Source organism: Nonomuraea sp. NPDC005650, from assembly GCF_040605375.1.
GTDB lineage: Bacteria > Actinomycetota > Actinomycetes > Streptosporangiales > Streptosporangiaceae > Nonomuraea.
The window spans coordinates 51,800-66,531 of sequence record NZ_JBEXCR010000016.1; the positions used below are offsets into that span (position 1 = coordinate 51,800).

The 14,732-nt window shown below is 72.5% G+C and carries 16 protein-coding genes; 8 read left to right on the plus strand and 8 right to left on the minus strand.

What is annotated here, in order from left to right:
- Positions 1 to 36: 36 nt before the first annotated feature.
- Positions 37 to 984, minus strand: coding sequence for an aldo/keto reductase (locus tag ABZS69_RS27120; RefSeq protein WP_355377435.1), 948 nt, complete (start codon positions 982 to 984; stop codon positions 37 to 39).
- Positions 985 to 1,108: 124 nt separating this feature from the next.
- Here ABZS69_RS27120 and ABZS69_RS27125 point away from each other — a divergent pair, with 124 nt between their 5' ends.
- From ABZS69_RS27125 to mshC, 5 genes are all read left to right on the plus strand, one after another.
- The gene (locus ABZS69_RS27125) at positions 1,109 to 1,795 is read left to right on the plus strand and encodes an MSMEG_4193 family putative phosphomutase (RefSeq protein WP_355377437.1); all 687 of its coding nucleotides are present in this window, start codon (positions 1,109 to 1,111) and stop codon (positions 1,793 to 1,795) included.
- Between the two features lie 9 nt (positions 1,796 to 1,804).
- Positions 1,805 to 2,353, plus strand: coding sequence for a DUF3090 domain-containing protein (locus tag ABZS69_RS27130; RefSeq protein ID WP_355377439.1), 549 nt, complete (start codon positions 1,805 to 1,807; stop codon positions 2,351 to 2,353).
- Complete coding sequence (locus ABZS69_RS27135; RefSeq protein ID WP_355377441.1) at positions 2,350 to 3,114, plus strand: SCO1664 family protein; 765 nt, start codon at positions 2,350 to 2,352, stop codon at positions 3,112 to 3,114. Before ABZS69_RS27130 ends, ABZS69_RS27135 begins: the two co-directional genes overlap by 4 nt.
- Before the next feature lie 71 nt (positions 3,115 to 3,185).
- A complete protein-coding gene (locus ABZS69_RS27140; RefSeq protein WP_355377443.1) occupies positions 3,186 to 3,833 on the plus strand; it encodes an NRDE family protein in 648 nt (215 codons plus the stop codon).
- A 10-nt stretch (positions 3,834 to 3,843) separates the two neighbouring features.
- Positions 3,844 to 5,067, plus strand: a complete 1,224-nt coding sequence (mshC, locus tag ABZS69_RS27145) for a cysteine--1-D-myo-inosityl 2-amino-2-deoxy-alpha-D-glucopyranoside ligase (protein WP_355377445.1) — start codon at positions 3,844 to 3,846, stop codon at positions 5,065 to 5,067.
- Between the two features lie 361 nt (positions 5,068 to 5,428).
- Here the strand turns inward: mshC and ABZS69_RS27150 are convergent, their stop codons facing one another.
- Complete coding sequence (locus tag ABZS69_RS27150; RefSeq protein WP_355377447.1) at positions 5,429 to 6,169, minus strand: CbiX/SirB N-terminal domain-containing protein; 741 nt, start codon at positions 6,167 to 6,169, stop codon at positions 5,429 to 5,431.
- On the minus strand, positions 6,166 to 7,329 hold the full coding sequence (locus ABZS69_RS27155; protein WP_355377449.1) for a uroporphyrinogen-III synthase: 1,164 nt from the start codon (positions 7,327 to 7,329) through the stop codon (positions 6,166 to 6,168). The genes ABZS69_RS27150 and ABZS69_RS27155 overlap by 4 nt, the downstream gene beginning before the upstream one ends.
- Before the next feature lie 229 nt (positions 7,330 to 7,558).
- Between ABZS69_RS27155 and ABZS69_RS27160 the strand changes: the two genes are divergently transcribed.
- Positions 7,559 to 8,041 carry a peptide deformylase gene (locus ABZS69_RS27160; protein WP_355377451.1) on the plus strand — a complete coding sequence of 161 codons (483 nt, stop codon included), beginning with the start codon at positions 7,559 to 7,561 and terminating at the stop codon, positions 8,039 to 8,041.
- 68 nt (positions 8,042 to 8,109) lie between these two features.
- Here the strand turns inward: ABZS69_RS27160 and ABZS69_RS27165 are convergent, their stop codons facing one another.
- Positions 8,110 to 8,352, minus strand: a complete 243-nt coding sequence (locus ABZS69_RS27165) for a WhiB family transcriptional regulator (RefSeq protein ID WP_355377453.1) — start codon at positions 8,350 to 8,352, stop codon at positions 8,110 to 8,112.
- A gap of 73 nt (positions 8,353 to 8,425) precedes the next feature.
- Positions 8,426 to 9,016 carry an HAD-IIIA family hydrolase gene (locus tag ABZS69_RS27170; protein ID WP_355377455.1) on the minus strand — a complete coding sequence of 197 codons (591 nt, stop codon included), beginning with the start codon at positions 9,014 to 9,016 and terminating at the stop codon, positions 8,426 to 8,428.
- Positions 9,017 to 9,184: 168 nt separating this feature from the next.
- Here ABZS69_RS27170 and ABZS69_RS27175 point away from each other — a divergent pair, with 168 nt between their 5' ends.
- Together ABZS69_RS27175 and ABZS69_RS27180 are read left to right on the plus strand one after the other, a co-directional pair.
- Positions 9,185 to 10,405 carry a glycosyltransferase family 9 protein gene (locus ABZS69_RS27175; protein WP_355377457.1) on the plus strand — a complete coding sequence of 407 codons (1,221 nt, stop codon included), beginning with the start codon at positions 9,185 to 9,187 and terminating at the stop codon, positions 10,403 to 10,405.
- Complete coding sequence (locus ABZS69_RS27180) at positions 10,402 to 11,589, plus strand: glycosyltransferase (protein ID WP_355377459.1); 1,188 nt, start codon at positions 10,402 to 10,404, stop codon at positions 11,587 to 11,589. Before ABZS69_RS27175 ends, ABZS69_RS27180 begins: the two co-directional genes overlap by 4 nt.
- Positions 11,590 to 11,596: 7 nt before the next feature.
- Here the strand turns inward: ABZS69_RS27180 and ABZS69_RS27185 are convergent, their stop codons facing one another.
- From ABZS69_RS27185 to ABZS69_RS27195, 3 genes are all read right to left on the minus strand, one after another.
- The gene (locus ABZS69_RS27185) at positions 11,597 to 12,550 is read right to left on the minus strand and encodes an NAD(P)-dependent oxidoreductase (RefSeq protein ID WP_355377461.1); all 954 of its coding nucleotides are present in this window, start codon (positions 12,548 to 12,550) and stop codon (positions 11,597 to 11,599) included.
- Between the two features lie 143 nt (positions 12,551 to 12,693).
- The gene (locus ABZS69_RS27190) at positions 12,694 to 13,185 is read right to left on the minus strand and encodes a hypothetical protein (protein ID WP_355377463.1); all 492 of its coding nucleotides are present in this window, start codon (positions 13,183 to 13,185) and stop codon (positions 12,694 to 12,696) included.
- Positions 13,186 to 13,412: 227 nt separating this feature from the next.
- Positions 13,413 to 14,267 (minus strand): PAC2 family protein, encoded by an 855-nt coding sequence (locus ABZS69_RS27195; protein ID WP_350735337.1) that lies wholly within the window; start codon positions 14,265 to 14,267, stop codon positions 13,413 to 13,415.
- Between the last annotated feature and the right edge of the window lie 465 nt (positions 14,268 to 14,732).

Sequence of the window (14,732 nt, forward strand, 5' to 3'; positions counted from 1 at the left end):
ATACGCGAGGGGGCCTCTCGTTCCTGGGGCGAGGGGTCAGTCGGGTGACGACACGTCATCGAGGGCATCTCGGATCTCTATGGGCAGCACCACGTCCTCGGCCGTCAGGGCCCCGGTGAGCTGCGCGTGCGTACGGGCTCCGACGATGGCCGAGGCGATCCCCGGCTGATCGCGTACCCAGGACAGGGCGACCGCCAGCGGTGAGACGCCGAGCCCGTCGGCGGCGGTCATGACCGACTCGACCACGCTGCGGCTGCGCTCATCCAGATACGGCCGGACGAAGTCGGCGAAGTGCGGGGTGGCGGCCCGGGAGTCGGCCGGGATGCCGGTGCGGTATTTCCCGGTCAGCACCCCGCGGCCCAGCGGCGACCAGGCCAGCACGCCCACGCCCAGATGGGCGGCGGCGGGCAGCAGCTCGCGCTCGGCCTCGCGGGCCAGCAGCGAGTATTCGACCTGGGCCGAGGTGATCGGGATGCGGCCGGGGATCATCTGCTGGGTGACCGCCGCGGCGGCCAGCTGCCAGCCGGCGTAGTCGCACACGCCCGCGTAGACGGCGCGCCCGGAGGAGACGATCGCGTCGAGCGCGGCCAGGGTCTCCTCCAGAGGCACCTCGGCGTCGTACGTGTGCAGCTGCCACAGGTCGACGTAGTCGAGCCCGAGCCGGTTGAGCGAGTCGTCGACCGCGGCGATCAGGTGGCGCCTGGAGGCGTCGCGCGGCCGGCGGCCGGTCGGCGTCACCACGGCCTTGGTGGAGATCACCAGCTCCGACCGCGGCACGGAGTCGCGCAGCATCCTGCCCAGCAGCCGCTCGGAGTCGCCGCCGGTGTAGACGTCGGCCGTGTCGACGAGATTGCCGCCGGCGTCCAGGAATGTCCGGAGCTGGGCGGCCGCGTCATCGGCGTCGGTGTCACGCCCCCAGGTCATCGTGCCGAGCCCCAGCCGGGACACCGACAGGCCGCTGTGGCCGACATAGCGCTGCTCCATGATCCCGCCAGGTTACCAACAAGGAACCTGCTCATCGGGCTGCCGCACCACTGTTGTTCGCGGTTGACGCGGCGGTGGCGGCCCGTGGTGAAAAGTTGTGATCCACGCCTGGGACACTTGCCGGGTGACCACGCTGCTTTTGGCCCGCCATGGGCTGACGGACCTCACCGGCCCGGTGCTGGCCGGACGTACGCCGGGGGTGCACCTGAGCGAGGCCGGCCGGGCGCAGGCCGCGGCGCTGGCCGCCCGCGTCGCGGGCGTCAGGCTGGACGCCGTCGTCTCCAGCCCGCTCGAACGCTGCCGCGAAACGGCCCAGGCGGTCGCCGCGGGGCGCGAGACGGACGTGCTGATCGACGACCGGTTCATCGAGTGCGGCTACGGCGACTGGACCGGGCGCCCGCTGAAGGAGCTCGCCGAGGAGCCGCTGTGGCGGGTGGTGCAGGCGCATCCCAGTGCGGTGACATTTCCGGAAGGGGAGTCCCTGGCCGGAATGCAACACCGGGCCGTCTCGGCGGTCCGGGAGTGGAATCAACGCCTGGGGGAGAAGGCTGTCTACCTGGTTTGCAGCCACGGCGACGTGATCAAGTCGATCGTCGCGGACGCTCTGGGCCTTCATCTCGATCACTTTCAGCGGATAACAGCCGATCCGGCGGCCCTCACCATCATTCGCTATGCCCCCCTGCGTCCCTTTGTTCTCAGGCTCAACGATATGGGGGAATTGCGGCTCCCCGAGGATTCGGAGGAGAAAGACGGGGGAGAAAACATCACCGGGAGCGATGCCGCCGTCGGCGGCGGACCCGGAACCACGTAAGGTCAGCGTATGCCGGTCTTCGACTACGACCCACCAGAGAGGTTCGTCGCCGGTGCCCTGGGGCAGCCGGGCGCGCGCGCCTTTTTTCTGCAGGCCAGGGCCGAGGGCAGACTGACCACGGTGGCGCTGGAGAAGTTGCAGGTCGCCGCCCTCGCGGGCAGGCTCGACGAGCTGCTGGACGAGGTGCTGCGCCTGAGCGGGGGCACCGCGCACGTCCCCGCGCTGGCCCCCGCCGACATGGCCGACGAAGCGCCGCTCGACGTGCCCCTCGCGGAGGACTTCCGCGTGGGCACCATGGCGCTGGCCTGGGACGCGGAGAAGTCGCAAGTGGTGATCGAGGCGCAGGAGGTCGTCGACGAGGAAGACGTCGAGGCCATCGACCCCGCGGTGCTGCGCGTGCGCATCAGCGCGGGAGCCGCCCGAGCCTTCACCCAGCGGGCCCTCCGGATCGTCGCCGCGGGCCGACCACCCTGTCCGCTGTGCGGGCAGCCACTCGACGCCGCCGGGCACGTCTGCGTGCGCCTCAACGGATATCGCGGGGGTGAGGCGGCTTCATGACCGCTCCGGAGAGCGAACCGGCCATCAAGCCGTCCCGGCAGCCGTCCATGCAGGGGGATGAGGCCATCGCGCTGCTGCGCGACGGGCGGCTGGAGGTGGCCGGCCGCCTCGTCGAGGCCACCAACATGACGCTCTACTGCTCGGTCAAGCTGGGCTCCCGCTCGGTCGCCTGCGTCTACAAGCCGGTACGCGGCGAGCGCCCGCTGTGGGACTTCCCCGACGGCACGCTGGCCGCCCGCGAGGTGGCCGCGTTCGAGGTGTCGCAGGCGACCGGCTGGAACATCGTGCCGCCCACGGTCTACCGCGAGGGCCCCTTCGGGCCCGGCATGGTCCAGCTGTGGATCGACACCGAGCGCGAGATCGACCTCCAGCGGCTGGTCAAGAGCCGAAACCCGCTGGTGCGCCGGATGGCGGTGTTCGACGCGGTGGTCAACAACGCCGACCGCAAGGGCGGCCACCTGCTGCCGCTGCCCACCGGGCACGTCTACGGGGTCGACCACGGGGTCTGCTTCTCCGTGGAGGACAAACTGCGCACCGTGCTCTGGCAGTGGCGCGGCAAGCCCCTCGCCCGCGAGGCGGTGGCCGTGCTGGCCAAGCTGGAGCGCGACATCGAGTCCGGCTCGCTCGGGCGCAGGCTGCGTGACCTGCTGACCCTGGAGGAGGTCGAGGCCACCTGGCAGCGGGTCCGGCGGCTGCTGGACACCGGCGTGCACCCGTACCCCTCGGAAGGCTGGCCCGCCATCCCCTGGCCCCCGATCTGAACCGTTCTCCGGGCCCGCAAGGGCCCGCCCCTCCCTTCGGCGGCCGAAGCTCGTTTATTACCCTTTGCCCCATGTGCACGCTGATCGTGAGACCCGGGCGCACGCTCACCCTCATGGGCGTCAGAGACGAGTTCACCGATCGACCGTGGGAGGCGCCGGCCGAGCACTGGCCGGAACACCCGGGCCTGTTCGGCGGGCGTGACCTCAAGGCCGGTGGCACCTGGCTGGCCGTCAACCCGGCGGCCCGCCGCGCGGCCGCGCTGCTCAACGGGCACGGCCGGCCCGTACCGGAGAAGGACCGGCTCTCGCGCGGCCACCTGCCGCTGCGGGCCGCGTCCACGGGCACGCCCCCCGGCTCCGACCTGACCCGCTACGACCCCTTCCACCTGGTGCTCGCCGAGCTGACGCGGATCCGCATGTTCAGCTGGGACGGCGAGCGGCTGACCACCACCGACCTGCCCGACGGCGTCAGCATGATCGTGAACACGGGTCTGGACCCGGCGAGCGAGCGGGTCTTGGTCTACCTGCCCAGGTTCGAGAGCGAGACCTGGAGCGAACTCATCAAGGCCGAGCCGTCCTCCGACCCCGGCGCGCTCATCGTCCGCCACGAACTCCCCGGCGGCCGCGTCCTCGCCTCCCTGTCGGTGATGGAGGTCTCACTCTCGCTGGAGGGCGTGACCTACGAGTTCACTGACCTGACCGCTGATCGGGACAGATAGGCTCAAACACATGAGATCGTGGGCTGCCCAGAACGTTCCAAAGCTCCCAGGTGAGAGCATTCCGCTGAGTCTCTATGACACCTCGGCCAAGCAGGTGAGGCAGACCGATCCGGGGCCGACCGCCAGGATGTACGTCTGCGGCATCACCCCCTATGACGCCACCCACCTCGGTCACGCCAACACCTACCACGCCTTCGATCTCGTCGGCCGGATGTGGCGCGACGCGGGCCACGAGGTCCACTACACGCAGAACGCGACCGACGTCGACGACCCGCTGCTGGAGCGGGCCGAGCAGACCGGCATCGACTGGCGCGACCTGGCCGAGCGGGAGATCGAGCTGTTCCGCGGCGACATGGAGGCGCTGCGGATCCTGCCGCCCCGCGAGTACGTGGGCGTCACCGAGGTCGTCGGCCGGGTGGCCGAGCTGATCTCCCGGCTGTCCGCCAAGGGCGTCACGTACGTCCTGGACGGCGACGTCTACTTCAGCGTGGCCGACGCGCCCAAGTTCGGCCAGGTGTCCGGTTACGACGAGGCCGAGATGCTGGCCCTGTTCGCCGAACGCGGAGGCGACCCCGACCGGGAGGGCAAACGGCACCCCCTCGACTGGCTGCTGTGGCGCGCCGAGCGGCCCGGAGAGCCCGCCTGGGACTCCCCGCTGGGCCGGGGGCGCCCCGGGTGGCACATCGAGTGCACCGCGATCGCCCTGGACAACCTGGGGGGCGGCTACGACGTGGCGGGCGGCGGCTCGGACCTGATCTTCCCGCACCACGAGTGCGGCGCCTCCGAGGGCCACGCCCTCACCGGCGAGTGGCCGTTCGCCAAGTTCTACACGCACGCGGGCATGGTGGCGCTGGACGGCGAGAAGATGTCCAAGTCCAAGGGCAACCTGGTGTTCGTCTCCCGGCTGCGGACCGCCCACGACCCGATGGCGATCCGGCTGGTGCTGCTGGCCCACCACTACCGCGCCGACTGGGAGTACGTACCGTCCCTGATGGCCGACGCCGAGCGCCGGCTGGCGCGATGGCGCTCGGCGGCCGCCCTGCCCTCGGGGCCGCCCGCCGACGACCTGCTGGCCACGGTACGCGCGCGGATGGCCGACGACCTCGACTCCCCGGGCGCCCTGGCGGCGATCGACGCCTGGGCGGACGAGGCCCTCACCCACGGCGGCCCCGACCCCGCCGCCCCTGGCCTGACCCGCGACCTCACAGACGCCCTCCTGGGCATCACCCTCTAACCCCTCCCCACCGCCGTCACGCGACCGCCCCGGCGCCTCGTCGTGCGGGGCGCCGTCCGCGTTGCGCCGGACCCCGCCGCATGGCGTCTCTCCGACGCGGCGCGTTGAAGGAACCCCCTTGGTGGCCGCGATCCGTCGTCGTGGGCTGCGCGCCTCGCCGTGCGGTCGCCCGTCGGCCGAGACGCCCCGCACCACCCGGCGCCGGGTCGGTGGGACGTTGGACGGCGCGGGGCGGCGCAACGCGCACGGCGTCTCGCCGACGCGGCGCGGCCCGGCGAACGGCCGAACCGCCGGAAGCCGCATCCAGTCGGACAGCCGCACCCTGTCGAAGAGCCGGGCCCCCTCCGTTACGGCGCCCTCGTTACAGGGACGCCCGGTGCAGGCCGGACGCCTGGGGCCGGGCGTGGCGTTTGGGGAGGGCCGTGTCGTAGCGGTGCCAGATGAGGGCCGCCACGTCCGGGTCCGGCCCGAGGGGGTCGCTCACCACCTCCGCCCCCACCCCCGCCAGCCGGTCGTGGAAGTGGCCGGGCGCCAGTACGTACGAGGCGATGGCCACGCGCGCGGCCGGGGTGGAGGCGAGCCGTTCCATGGCCTCCTCCAGGGACGGCGAGCCGGCCGAGGCGAAGGCGGCCGTGACCGGCCGGGCCAGGCGGACGGCGAGCCGGTGGGCCGCGGCGCGGACGTCGGCGAGGGCGGACGGGTCGGAGGAGCCCGCGGCCCCCAGCAGGACCGCGTCCGTGGCGCGCAGGCCGGCTCGCGCCAGCTTGCGGGCCAGCGCGGACGTCAGCAGCCGGTGCGGCCCCAGCCACCCGGCGACGATCGCGTCGGGGCGGCGGGAGGCGATGACCTCCGGCAGGTCGATGTGGGCGTGGTAGCCGCCCGCCAGCAGCAGCGGGACGACGACCACGGGACCCCGGACGGCCGGCAGCACGTCGGACAGCAGGGGCGAGCTGATCTCGAGGTAGCTCAGCTCGACCCGATGCCCGGGACGGGCCCTCCTGACCGTCTCCGCCAGGGCCGACAGGGTCGCCTCCCCGGCGGGGCTGCGCGTGCCGTGCGCGGCCAGGACGAGCGTGGGCGTCGTTGGAGCGCGTTCGATCACAGCCCCGCCTCGTACAGGCAGGCGAGCCGGTAGCCGCGCTTGACCACCGTCTCCACGATCCCGCCCGGCCCGAGCGCCCGCCGCAGCCGCGTGATCGCCATCTCCACCGCGTGCTCGGCCGAGTCGCGGGCGACGCTGCCGGGCAGCACGACGCGCAGGTCGGCGCGGGACACCACGTGACCCGGCTTGTCGGCCAGGCGCTTGAGCACCGCCATCGGGGCCGGGGGCAGCGGGCGCAGCTCGCCGTCCACCACCACCGCGTGGCCGCGGATCTCCAGCTTGTGATCGCCCGCCACGAGCCGGGTCACCCCGTGCTCGGGCAGGTGCCGGGCCAGGGCGCGGGCCAGCGCGCCGAGGCGCGAGCGTTCGGGCTGCAGCGTCGGCACGCCGCGCGAGGCCAGCGGCTCGGCGGTGACGGGCCCGACGCAGGCGGCCACGACCGTCCCGTCGAACGCCGCCAGCAGTGACTCCTCCAGCCCCTCCGCGCGGGCCGCGCCCAGCATCGCGTGTACGGCGGGCGCGCTGGTGAAGGCCACCGCGTCCACCGAGCCGGAGATCGTCTGGCTGATGAGGCGGCGCAGCGGCGAGATGTCGCGGTACGGCAGCCACCGGTAGACCGGGATCTCGATCACCTCGGCCCCCGCCCGGCGCAGGTCCGCCACGAAGTCGACGAGCGGCTCGCCGTGCTGCTGCACCGCGATGCGCCGCCCGCGCAGGTCCTGGGCGAGCAGGTACTGCTTGACCTCCCCGCACGATTCGGTGGCGGGCGTCCAGTGGTCGTTGAGCCCGGCGGCGCGCACCGCGCCCCTGGCCTTGGGGCCGCGGGTCAGCAGGCGCGACCTGGACAGATGTTCGCCCAGATCGGCCGACAGGCCCCAGCCCTCGGCGGCGGCCATCCACCCGCGGAAGCCGACGCCGGTGGTGACGACCACGTCGTCGAGCGGCTGCGCCAGGCTGAGCCTGGTCGCGGCGAGCAGGTCGGCGTCCTCGGCCAGCGGGACCAGCCGGATCGCGGGGGCGCTGACCACCCGGGCGCCGCGCCGCTCCAGCAGCGCGCCGAACTCCTCGCGCCGCCTCGTCGCGGTCACGCCGACCGTGAAGCCCGACAGGGCGTCGGGGGCCGTCTCCGGGGATCCGCCCTCAAGGGCGAGCACACTCATGCCGGCACCTCCAGGTAGTCGAAGATGTCTGGCCGGGCCCCGAGCACCCGGCCAGGCATCACAGGCACGTGTGACGCAAGTGAGATCACCCTCCGATACTGCTTTCGGGTGGTTTCGACTACGGGTCTCCTCTGTTACCGCTGTGCTACAAGGCAGAATCCCAGGGGTTGGCCAGGCGCGGTCGAGGGAAACGTTGACGGAGACGACGTGGCCTATCGGGGAGTTGCGGGTGACGGTCCGGCCTATTCGCACGTTCGACGATCCGGTGCTGCGCTCGGTCGCGGCGCCGGTGCAGGACTTCGACCGGGAGCTGCGGCGCCTGGTCAAGTCGCTGACCGCCACCATGCGCGCCGGCGCCGGCCGCGCGGGCCTGGCGGCGCCGCAGGTGGGCGAGCCGGTGCGGGTGGTGGTCTACGCCTACGACGGCAAGTCCGGCCATCTGGTCAACCCGCGCCTCGAGCTGTCGGAGCGGCGGGTCACCGCCGACGAGGCGTGCCTGTCGGCGCCCGGGGTGTGGTGGCCACTGGAACGTTCCTACATGGTCACAGCGCGTGGTCGTGACATGCTGGGCAAGCCGGTGACGGTTCGCGCGCTGGGGGTGCTGGCCAGGGTGCTGCAGCACGAGGTCGACCATCTCGACGGCGTGCTGTTCAGCGACCACCTGGAGGCGGCCGAACGGGAGCGTTTCCTCGCGGCGGCCCTGCCCGGCTGAGCCGGGGGGGCGGGCCAGGAGCCAAGAGCCAGGAGCCAAGAGCCAGGAGCCAGGCGCCTCGGCCCGGGTCAGACGGCCGAGCGCAGGCTGAGCTCCCTGCGCTGCTTCGGGTCGGTGCCGCCCCACACGCCGTCGGACTGCCTCGTGGCCAGCGCGTACTCCAGGCAAGGCTCACGTACGGGACAGCCGGCGCACACATGTTTGGCCCGTTCGACCTGCGACTGGCTCGGCCCTTGCATGGAGATCGGGAAGAACAATTCCGGGTCCAGGCCGAGACAGGCGGCTCTGCGGGTCCAGTCGAGCATCATCATGTTGCTCGCGCCTACCCAGCCGACCTGGCCTCATACCTCGATTTGCCCCGGAGCCCGGACGGCCGTCCCCTGCTCACCAGCGGCTCCAGCCGAGGGCGCGGGCCCACGGCGTGGCGATGGCCGGCACCGGCGCCTCCGCGTCGCTCAGCACGATGTCGACCACGTCGATCAGGTCGTCCGCGACCTCGGCGGCCTGCTGGATCTCCTCCGGCCGCGTCTGCGGGGTGGGGACCAGGATGCCCCTGGCGCCGGCGGCCCTGGCCGCCTCCATGTCCCTGCCGAGGTCCCCGACGACCACGCAGTCGCGGGGGCTGACGTCGAGCACGGCGGCGGCCCTGATCACGAGCCCGGGCGCCGGTTTGCGGCAGGTGCAGCCGTCGACGTCGTCGTGCACGCAGATCGCCCAGGCGTCGAACGGGCCGAGCAGCTCCTCCACCCTGGCGTTCACCTGATCCATGTCGTCCGCGGACAGCAGGCCCTTGGCTACGCCGGCCTGGCTGGTGACCACGGCCACCGGCACCTCGGCCCGTCTGAGCCTGGCCACCGCCTCGACCGCGCCGGGCATGGGCTCGACGAGGTTCGGGTCGCCGTTGTACGGCACGTCCCTGATCAAGGTCCCGTCCCGGTCGAAGAGCACCGCGCCGGGCCGTCGCTTTTCGAACACCTTCCACCTCCGTCGCGTGCCCGCCAGCTACCCGGGCCCCAACCAGGCAAACAACTACTTAGCGTGACCAATTCCAGGTCATTTCTCTTGTTTGCGCTTCTCCTGGGCGTGGGGAGTGTTTGAGCATCGCTCCTCTCGGTAGCGGTTCCCGGCCTCTGAGGGGGAACGATGAGGTTTCTCGGCATCGACGCGATCTTCCATGATCCGGTCGCCGCCCGGTTCCCGCGCGCGGCGGCCACGAGCGGAGCGGGAAGCGCGGTGCTGTGCGAACCGACCCCGCGCCGCAGGACGAGAACCCTCACGCGCGCGTCCACCAGAAAGCAGGCCGCCCGCGCCGCGAGCCGCCGCCGCGGGGACGACCGGGGCCGGGTGCTGGTGGCGCGGCTGGACGGAGCCGGCGACGTGCTGCTGGCCGGGCCCGCCGTCAGGGCCGTGCGCACGCTGGCCCGCGAGCTGGTCTTCCTGGCCGGACCGAACGGCGTGCCGGCGGCCGAACTGCTGCCCGGCGTGGACCGGGTGATCGAATGGAGGGCCCCGTGGATCGAGCACGCCCCGCCGCCCGTCACCAAGGGCCAGGCCGCCGACCTGGTCGGCAGGCTCGCGGGCGTCGACGAGGCGGTGGTGCTGACCTCATCCCACCAGTCGGCGCTCCCGCTGGCCCTGCTGCTCAGGCTGGCCGGCGTCCGCAGGATCACCGCCATCAGCAACGACTACCCCGGCTCGCTCCTGGACGTCCGGCACGTCGTGGACGAGAGCCTGGACGTGCACGAGGCGGAGCGGATGCTGGCGGTCGCCAGGGCGGCCGGGTTCGAGTTGCCGAGGGGCGATGACGGCAAACTCGCTGTTCGGCGGCCATTGCCGGATATAGGCGGAGAATCGGGGCACTTGCTTGATGCCGGCGGCGCTGCCGGCAAAGGCACGTATGTCGTGGTGCACCCAGGGGCATCCGCCCCCGCACGGACCTGGCCGGCCGAACGGCACCGGCAGGCCGTGCGGGAGCTGGCGCAGGACGGACACCGGGTCGTCGTGACCGGCACCGAACGTGACCTCACCGCCTATGTCGCCGGCGACGCTGCCGTCGATCTCGGCGGCGTGACCACGTTCGCCGAGCTCGCCGCCGTCGTCGACGGCGCCGGCGTGCTCGTGGCGGGCGACACCGGTCCCGCGCACCTGGCCGCGGCGGTCGGGACACCGGTCGTGAGCCTGTTCGCCCCCGTCGTCCCTGCGGCGCGGCGGGCCCCGTACGGGGTGCCCGCGGTGCTGCTCGGAGACCAGGAGGCGCCCTGCCGCGGAAGCGGGGCGCGCACCTGCCCGGTGCCCGGGCACCCGTGCCTGTCCCATGTGACAAGCGAGCAGGTGGTCAAGGCAGTAAGGGAGCTGACCCAGTGAAGGTCGATCTCATCTCCGAGCACGCGGACCCGCTGGCGGCGGTCGGCGGCGTCGACTCCGGCGGCCAGAACGTCCACGTCGCCGAACTGGCGCTCGCGCTGGCCGGGCGCGGCCACACGGTCGTCGTCCACACCCGGCGCTCGTCCGAGCGGCAACCCGGGGCGGTGGCCATGGCGCCGGGCGTCACGGTCGAGTACGTCCCGGCCGGGCCGCCGGCCCCCGTGCCCAAGGACGAGCTGGCCCCGTACATGGCCGAGTTCGCCCAGCGCCTGGCCGACCGCTGGGCCGTGAGCCCGCCGGACATCGTGCACGCCCACTTCTGGATGAGCGGGCAGGCGGCGCTGCGGGCGGCCGACGGGGTGCCGGTGGTGCAGACGTTCCACGCGCTCGGCACCGTCAAGCGGCGCTGGCAGGGCGACGCCGACACCAGCCCCTCCCACCGCGTCGACACCGAGCGCGAGATCGGCAGGCGCGCCGACGTCGTGCTGGCCACCTGCGCCGACGAGGTGACCGAACTGCGCGCCATGGGGGTCCCCGGCCGGCGCATCGCGGTCGTGCCGTGCGGCGTGGACCTGTCGGTCTTCCGGCCCGACGGGCCGGTGGCGCCGCGCCCGGGCGGCAAGCTGATTCTCAGCATCGGCAGGATGGTGCCGCGCAAGGGCGTGGACACCGTGATCAGGGCGCTGCGCCGGATCCCGGACGCCGACCTGGTGATCGCGGGCGGCCGCGAGGACGACGAGGAGGCGGTCAGGCTGTACGAGCTGGCGCGGGCGTACGGGCTCGAACGCAGGGTCCACGTGATCGGCAGCGTGTCGCGCGAGCACGTTCCCGCGCTGATGCGCTCGGCCGACGTCGTCGTGACGGTGCCGTGGTACGAGCCGTTCGGCATGGTGCCGGTCGAGGCGATGGCGTGCGGCGTGCCCGTCGTGGCCTCGGCGGTCGGGGGACACCTGGACACCGTCGCCGGCTGCGGCGTCCTCGTGCCGCCGCGCCGCCCGCGCGCCCTGGCCAGGGCGCTGCGCGACGTGCTCGACGACCCGGGCAAGCGGGCGGCGTTCGGCGCGGCCGGGGCGGTCAGGGCCCGCCAGAGGTACGGCTGGCCGCGCGTGGCCGAGCTGACCGAGGCCGTGTACTCGCAGGTCATCGACGGCACGCCGTGCCGCCTGGCCGCCATCGGGAGCTGACCGCGTCCTAGCGCTCGTTACCGGCGCGCAGCCAGGCGAGGTAGTCGCCGACCGCCCGCTCGGTGTCGTACGCGGGCTCGTATCCCGTGTCCTCGCGCAGGCGGGTGATGTCGAGCCACGTGTCCGGCCCGGCGGGCTCGCGGCCCTCGGGCAGGCCGACCCGGGCGCCGGGGACGAGCTTCCTGATCGCCGAGATGACCTCGGCGTTGGTGGTCGGCCTCCCGGAGGCCACGTTGTACGTGCGGTGCGTCAGCCGGTCCGCGAGCTGGAGCAGGGCGATCGCGCGGCCGCAGTCCTTCGCGTAGCACAGGTCGATGCCGTCCTCCGCGTACGCGCCGGCGCGCAGCGCGGACAGGTCGGGCTCGGCGCCGCGGGCGGCCGCGTGCACGAGCTGAGGCGCGGCGAAGAACGGCGACCGGGCGTGGCCGAGCGGGCCCCAAATGGCGCCGATGCGGTAGTTGACCACGTCGAGCCCCATGGCGCCGGCCAGGTGGTCGCCGAGCAGCTCGCCGATCTTCTTGAACGCCGGGATCGGGTGGGCCGACGTCATCGGCAGGGGGAGGTCCTCCTTGAGCGCGCCCTCGCCGGGCACGCCGCCGTACACGCCGATCGTGCTGGCGATGCCGAGCCGCGTCACCTGCCACTCGCTCGCGGCGCGGAACACGTTCAGGAGGCTCCGTACGGCCCTGTCCGCGCCCTCCAGGGGCTGGTGCGCGCCGGGCGGCCAGGGCATGGAGCCGGCGAGGTGCACGATGCCGGTGATCTTGTGCCGCTCGCCGAGCGCCAGGAGGGCGGCCTCGTCGGTGAGGTCGGCCTGCTCGGCGACGACGGGTTCGTTCGCGAACGTCTCGGGCACCACGGCGGGCCTGCGCTGGACGAGCACGCAGGACTCGCCGAGGTCGAGCAGGGCGCGGGTGGTGTGCGTGCCGATGAAGCCCAGTCCGCCGGTGATCAGAATCATGGTCAGCTCTCCAAATCATCAGTGTTACTGACAATCAGCCTACCCCTAGAGATGGCGGGGGAGAAGCCGGGTCGCCGTTTTCCGTGCACGCGAAAACACCCCGGCCCCGCCATGGGCGGTCGCCGGGGTGCTGTCGCAGGATGTCAGGCGGGGACGGGGTCGAGGCGCAACTCGCGGACGATCTCGCGAGCGCTGGCCTCCAGCGTCGGGCTCATGTCGGCGCCGACGAACATCTCGAGGTAGGCCCGGTGGAAGCAGCCCGCGATCAGCAGTCGCGCGCTGGCCTCCGGGTCGACTTCGGGCCCTATCCGGCCCAGGCGCTGCTCGGCCGCCAGGTAGTCGGCCAGCGGCGCGACTTCGGTGCGCGGCCCCAGCCCCTTGTCGCGGACGGCCTCGCGGAAGCGGACCGTCACGTTCGGCGAGGTGAAGGCGGGCAGCGCCGCGCTCTGTACGTCGATGTAGTAATCAATGCCCGCCCGGATGACGGGGAGAAGATTGTCCGCTACGCACCCTTTTCCGATGCGGTGGGAGAGATTGTGAAGAATGCTCAGCCAGAGCGGAAGGCGGTCCTGCAGCAGCGCGAGGAAGTGGTCCACTGAGCCGCCGGGGCGGTCCTCCCGGAGGGAGACGGCCATCTCGAGGATGCGGCGCCTGGTGTCCTGACTTCTTTGGTGCGGGTCAACATGGGAAGTCGCCATGGCGTGCCTAACGTGCGCGGTTAGTTGAGTAGGCATCACGGTGCGAAGCCGAGGTTTTTTCTGGATTTATCGGGATGAATCTGGAGCCCCGACTTGATGTAATCTTGTACGGCCCCGATTATTACTCGAAATCTCGAAAAATTCGCGGTTTTTATCCCTGTGGGTTAGCTGTCAGTGTCCCGGTCCCGGCGGCGCAGGTAGCGCTCGAACTCGGCCGCGATCGCGTCGCCGCTGGCCTCGGGGAGCTCGGCGGCGTCCTTGCGCTCCTCCAGCTCCTTGACGTACTCGGCCACCTCGCTGTCCTGGGAGGCCAGCTCGTCGACGCCGCGCTCCCATGCGCGGGCCTCCTCGTCGAGGTCGCCCAGCGGCATCGGGATCTCCAGCACGTCCTCCAGGCGGCGCAGCAGCGCGAGCGTCGCCTTCGGGTTGGGCGGCTGCGCGACGTAGTGGGGCACCGACGCCCACAGCGAGATGGCGTCCAGCCCCGCCTCGCCGAACGCGTGCTGCAGCACCCCGACGATGCCGGTCGGGCCCTCGTAGCGGCTCAGCTCGAGGTTCGTCGAACGGGCCAGCGCCTCGTCCGTCGCGCCCCCGAGGATGGGCACGGGCCGCGTGTGGGGCGAGTCGTTGAGCAGCGCGCCCAGCATGACGGCCAGCTCGATGCCCAGCTCACGGCAGATCTCGATGATGTCGGCGCAGAACGAGCGCCAGCGCATGTTGGGCTCGATGCCGCGCAGCAGCACGACGTCGCGCTCCAGGCCCGGCGGGCGGGCGCGCAGCAGCCGCGTCGTCGGCCACACGATCGAGCGGGTCAGGCCCTCGCCCATCTCCACGACGGGCCGGGTGACCTGGAAGTCGTAGTAGTCGTCCGGGTCGAGCGCGATCAGCGGCTCGGCCTTCCAGGCGGACTCGAGATGGGCGATCACACCGCTAGAGGCCTCGCCCGCGTCGTTCCACCCCTCGAACGCGGCAATGAGCACCGGGTCTACGAGCTCGGGGAGCCTTTCGAGCTCAATCACGTGTCGCCTCCTCTCTCCATCGTCTCGCTTAGCCTATGCGGTCGGGGGGACTCGGCGTCACCGATCTCCCCGCGAACGCGCGACGCGCGTCCAGGGCGCGAACCCGCGAGCCCCGTCCCAGCACAGGAACCCTTCACCACGCCTCCTCGCCGACGAGCCCAGCCCTGGCCGCACCCCTCACCGCACCCGTCCGTAAGCCGTGCGCCGCCCGCGCCCCGCCTGCCTCCTGCCCCCGCCACGCCTCCCGCACCCCTGCGCCTCCGGCATTCCCATATCGGCGCCTCCGGCACCCCGCGTCTCTCGCACTTCCTGCACTCAGTCCCACGCCTCCGGATCTCTTCCGCCCCTGCACGCCCACGCCTCCCGCACGCGCCGGCTGCGGTGTCCGCGTCCGGTGCGGTCGGTGTGCCTTGTGTGGAATGTGCGGTCCTATGGGCCACATATGCCCCCTGTGGCCGCGTATCT

Excerpts from the sequence above, each read along its gene's own strand:
- ABZS69_RS27140 (WP_355377443.1), top strand. The coding sequence starts at position 3,186 with ATGTGCACGCTGATCGTGAGACCCGGGCGCACGCTCACCCTCATGGGC.
- ABZS69_RS27130 (WP_355377439.1), top strand. The coding sequence starts at position 1,805 with ATGCCGGTCTTCGACTACGACCCACCAGAGAGGTTCGTCGCCGGTGCC.
- ABZS69_RS27135 (WP_355377441.1), top strand. The coding sequence starts at position 2,350 with ATGACCGCTCCGGAGAGCGAACCGGCCATCAAGCCGTCCCGGCAGCCG.
- ABZS69_RS27155 (WP_355377449.1), bottom strand. The coding sequence starts at position 7,329 with ATGAGTGTGCTCGCCCTTGAGGGCGGATCCCCGGAGACGGCCCCCGAC.
- ABZS69_RS27185 (WP_355377461.1), bottom strand. The coding sequence starts at position 12,550 with ATGATTCTGATCACCGGCGGACTGGGCTTCATCGGCACGCACACCACC.
- ABZS69_RS27175 (WP_355377457.1), top strand. The coding sequence starts at position 9,185 with ATGAGGTTTCTCGGCATCGACGCGATCTTCCATGATCCGGTCGCCGCC.
- ABZS69_RS27120 (WP_355377435.1), bottom strand. The coding sequence starts at position 984 with ATGGAGCAGCGCTATGTCGGCCACAGCGGCCTGTCGGTGTCCCGGCTG.
- ABZS69_RS27190 (WP_355377463.1), bottom strand. The coding sequence starts at position 13,185 with ATGGCCGTCTCCCTCCGGGAGGACCGCCCCGGCGGCTCAGTGGACCAC.
- mshC (WP_355377445.1), top strand. The coding sequence starts at position 3,844 with ATGAGATCGTGGGCTGCCCAGAACGTTCCAAAGCTCCCAGGTGAGAGC.
- ABZS69_RS27165 (WP_355377453.1), bottom strand. The coding sequence starts at position 8,352 with ATGATGATGCTCGACTGGACCCGCAGAGCCGCCTGTCTCGGCCTGGAC.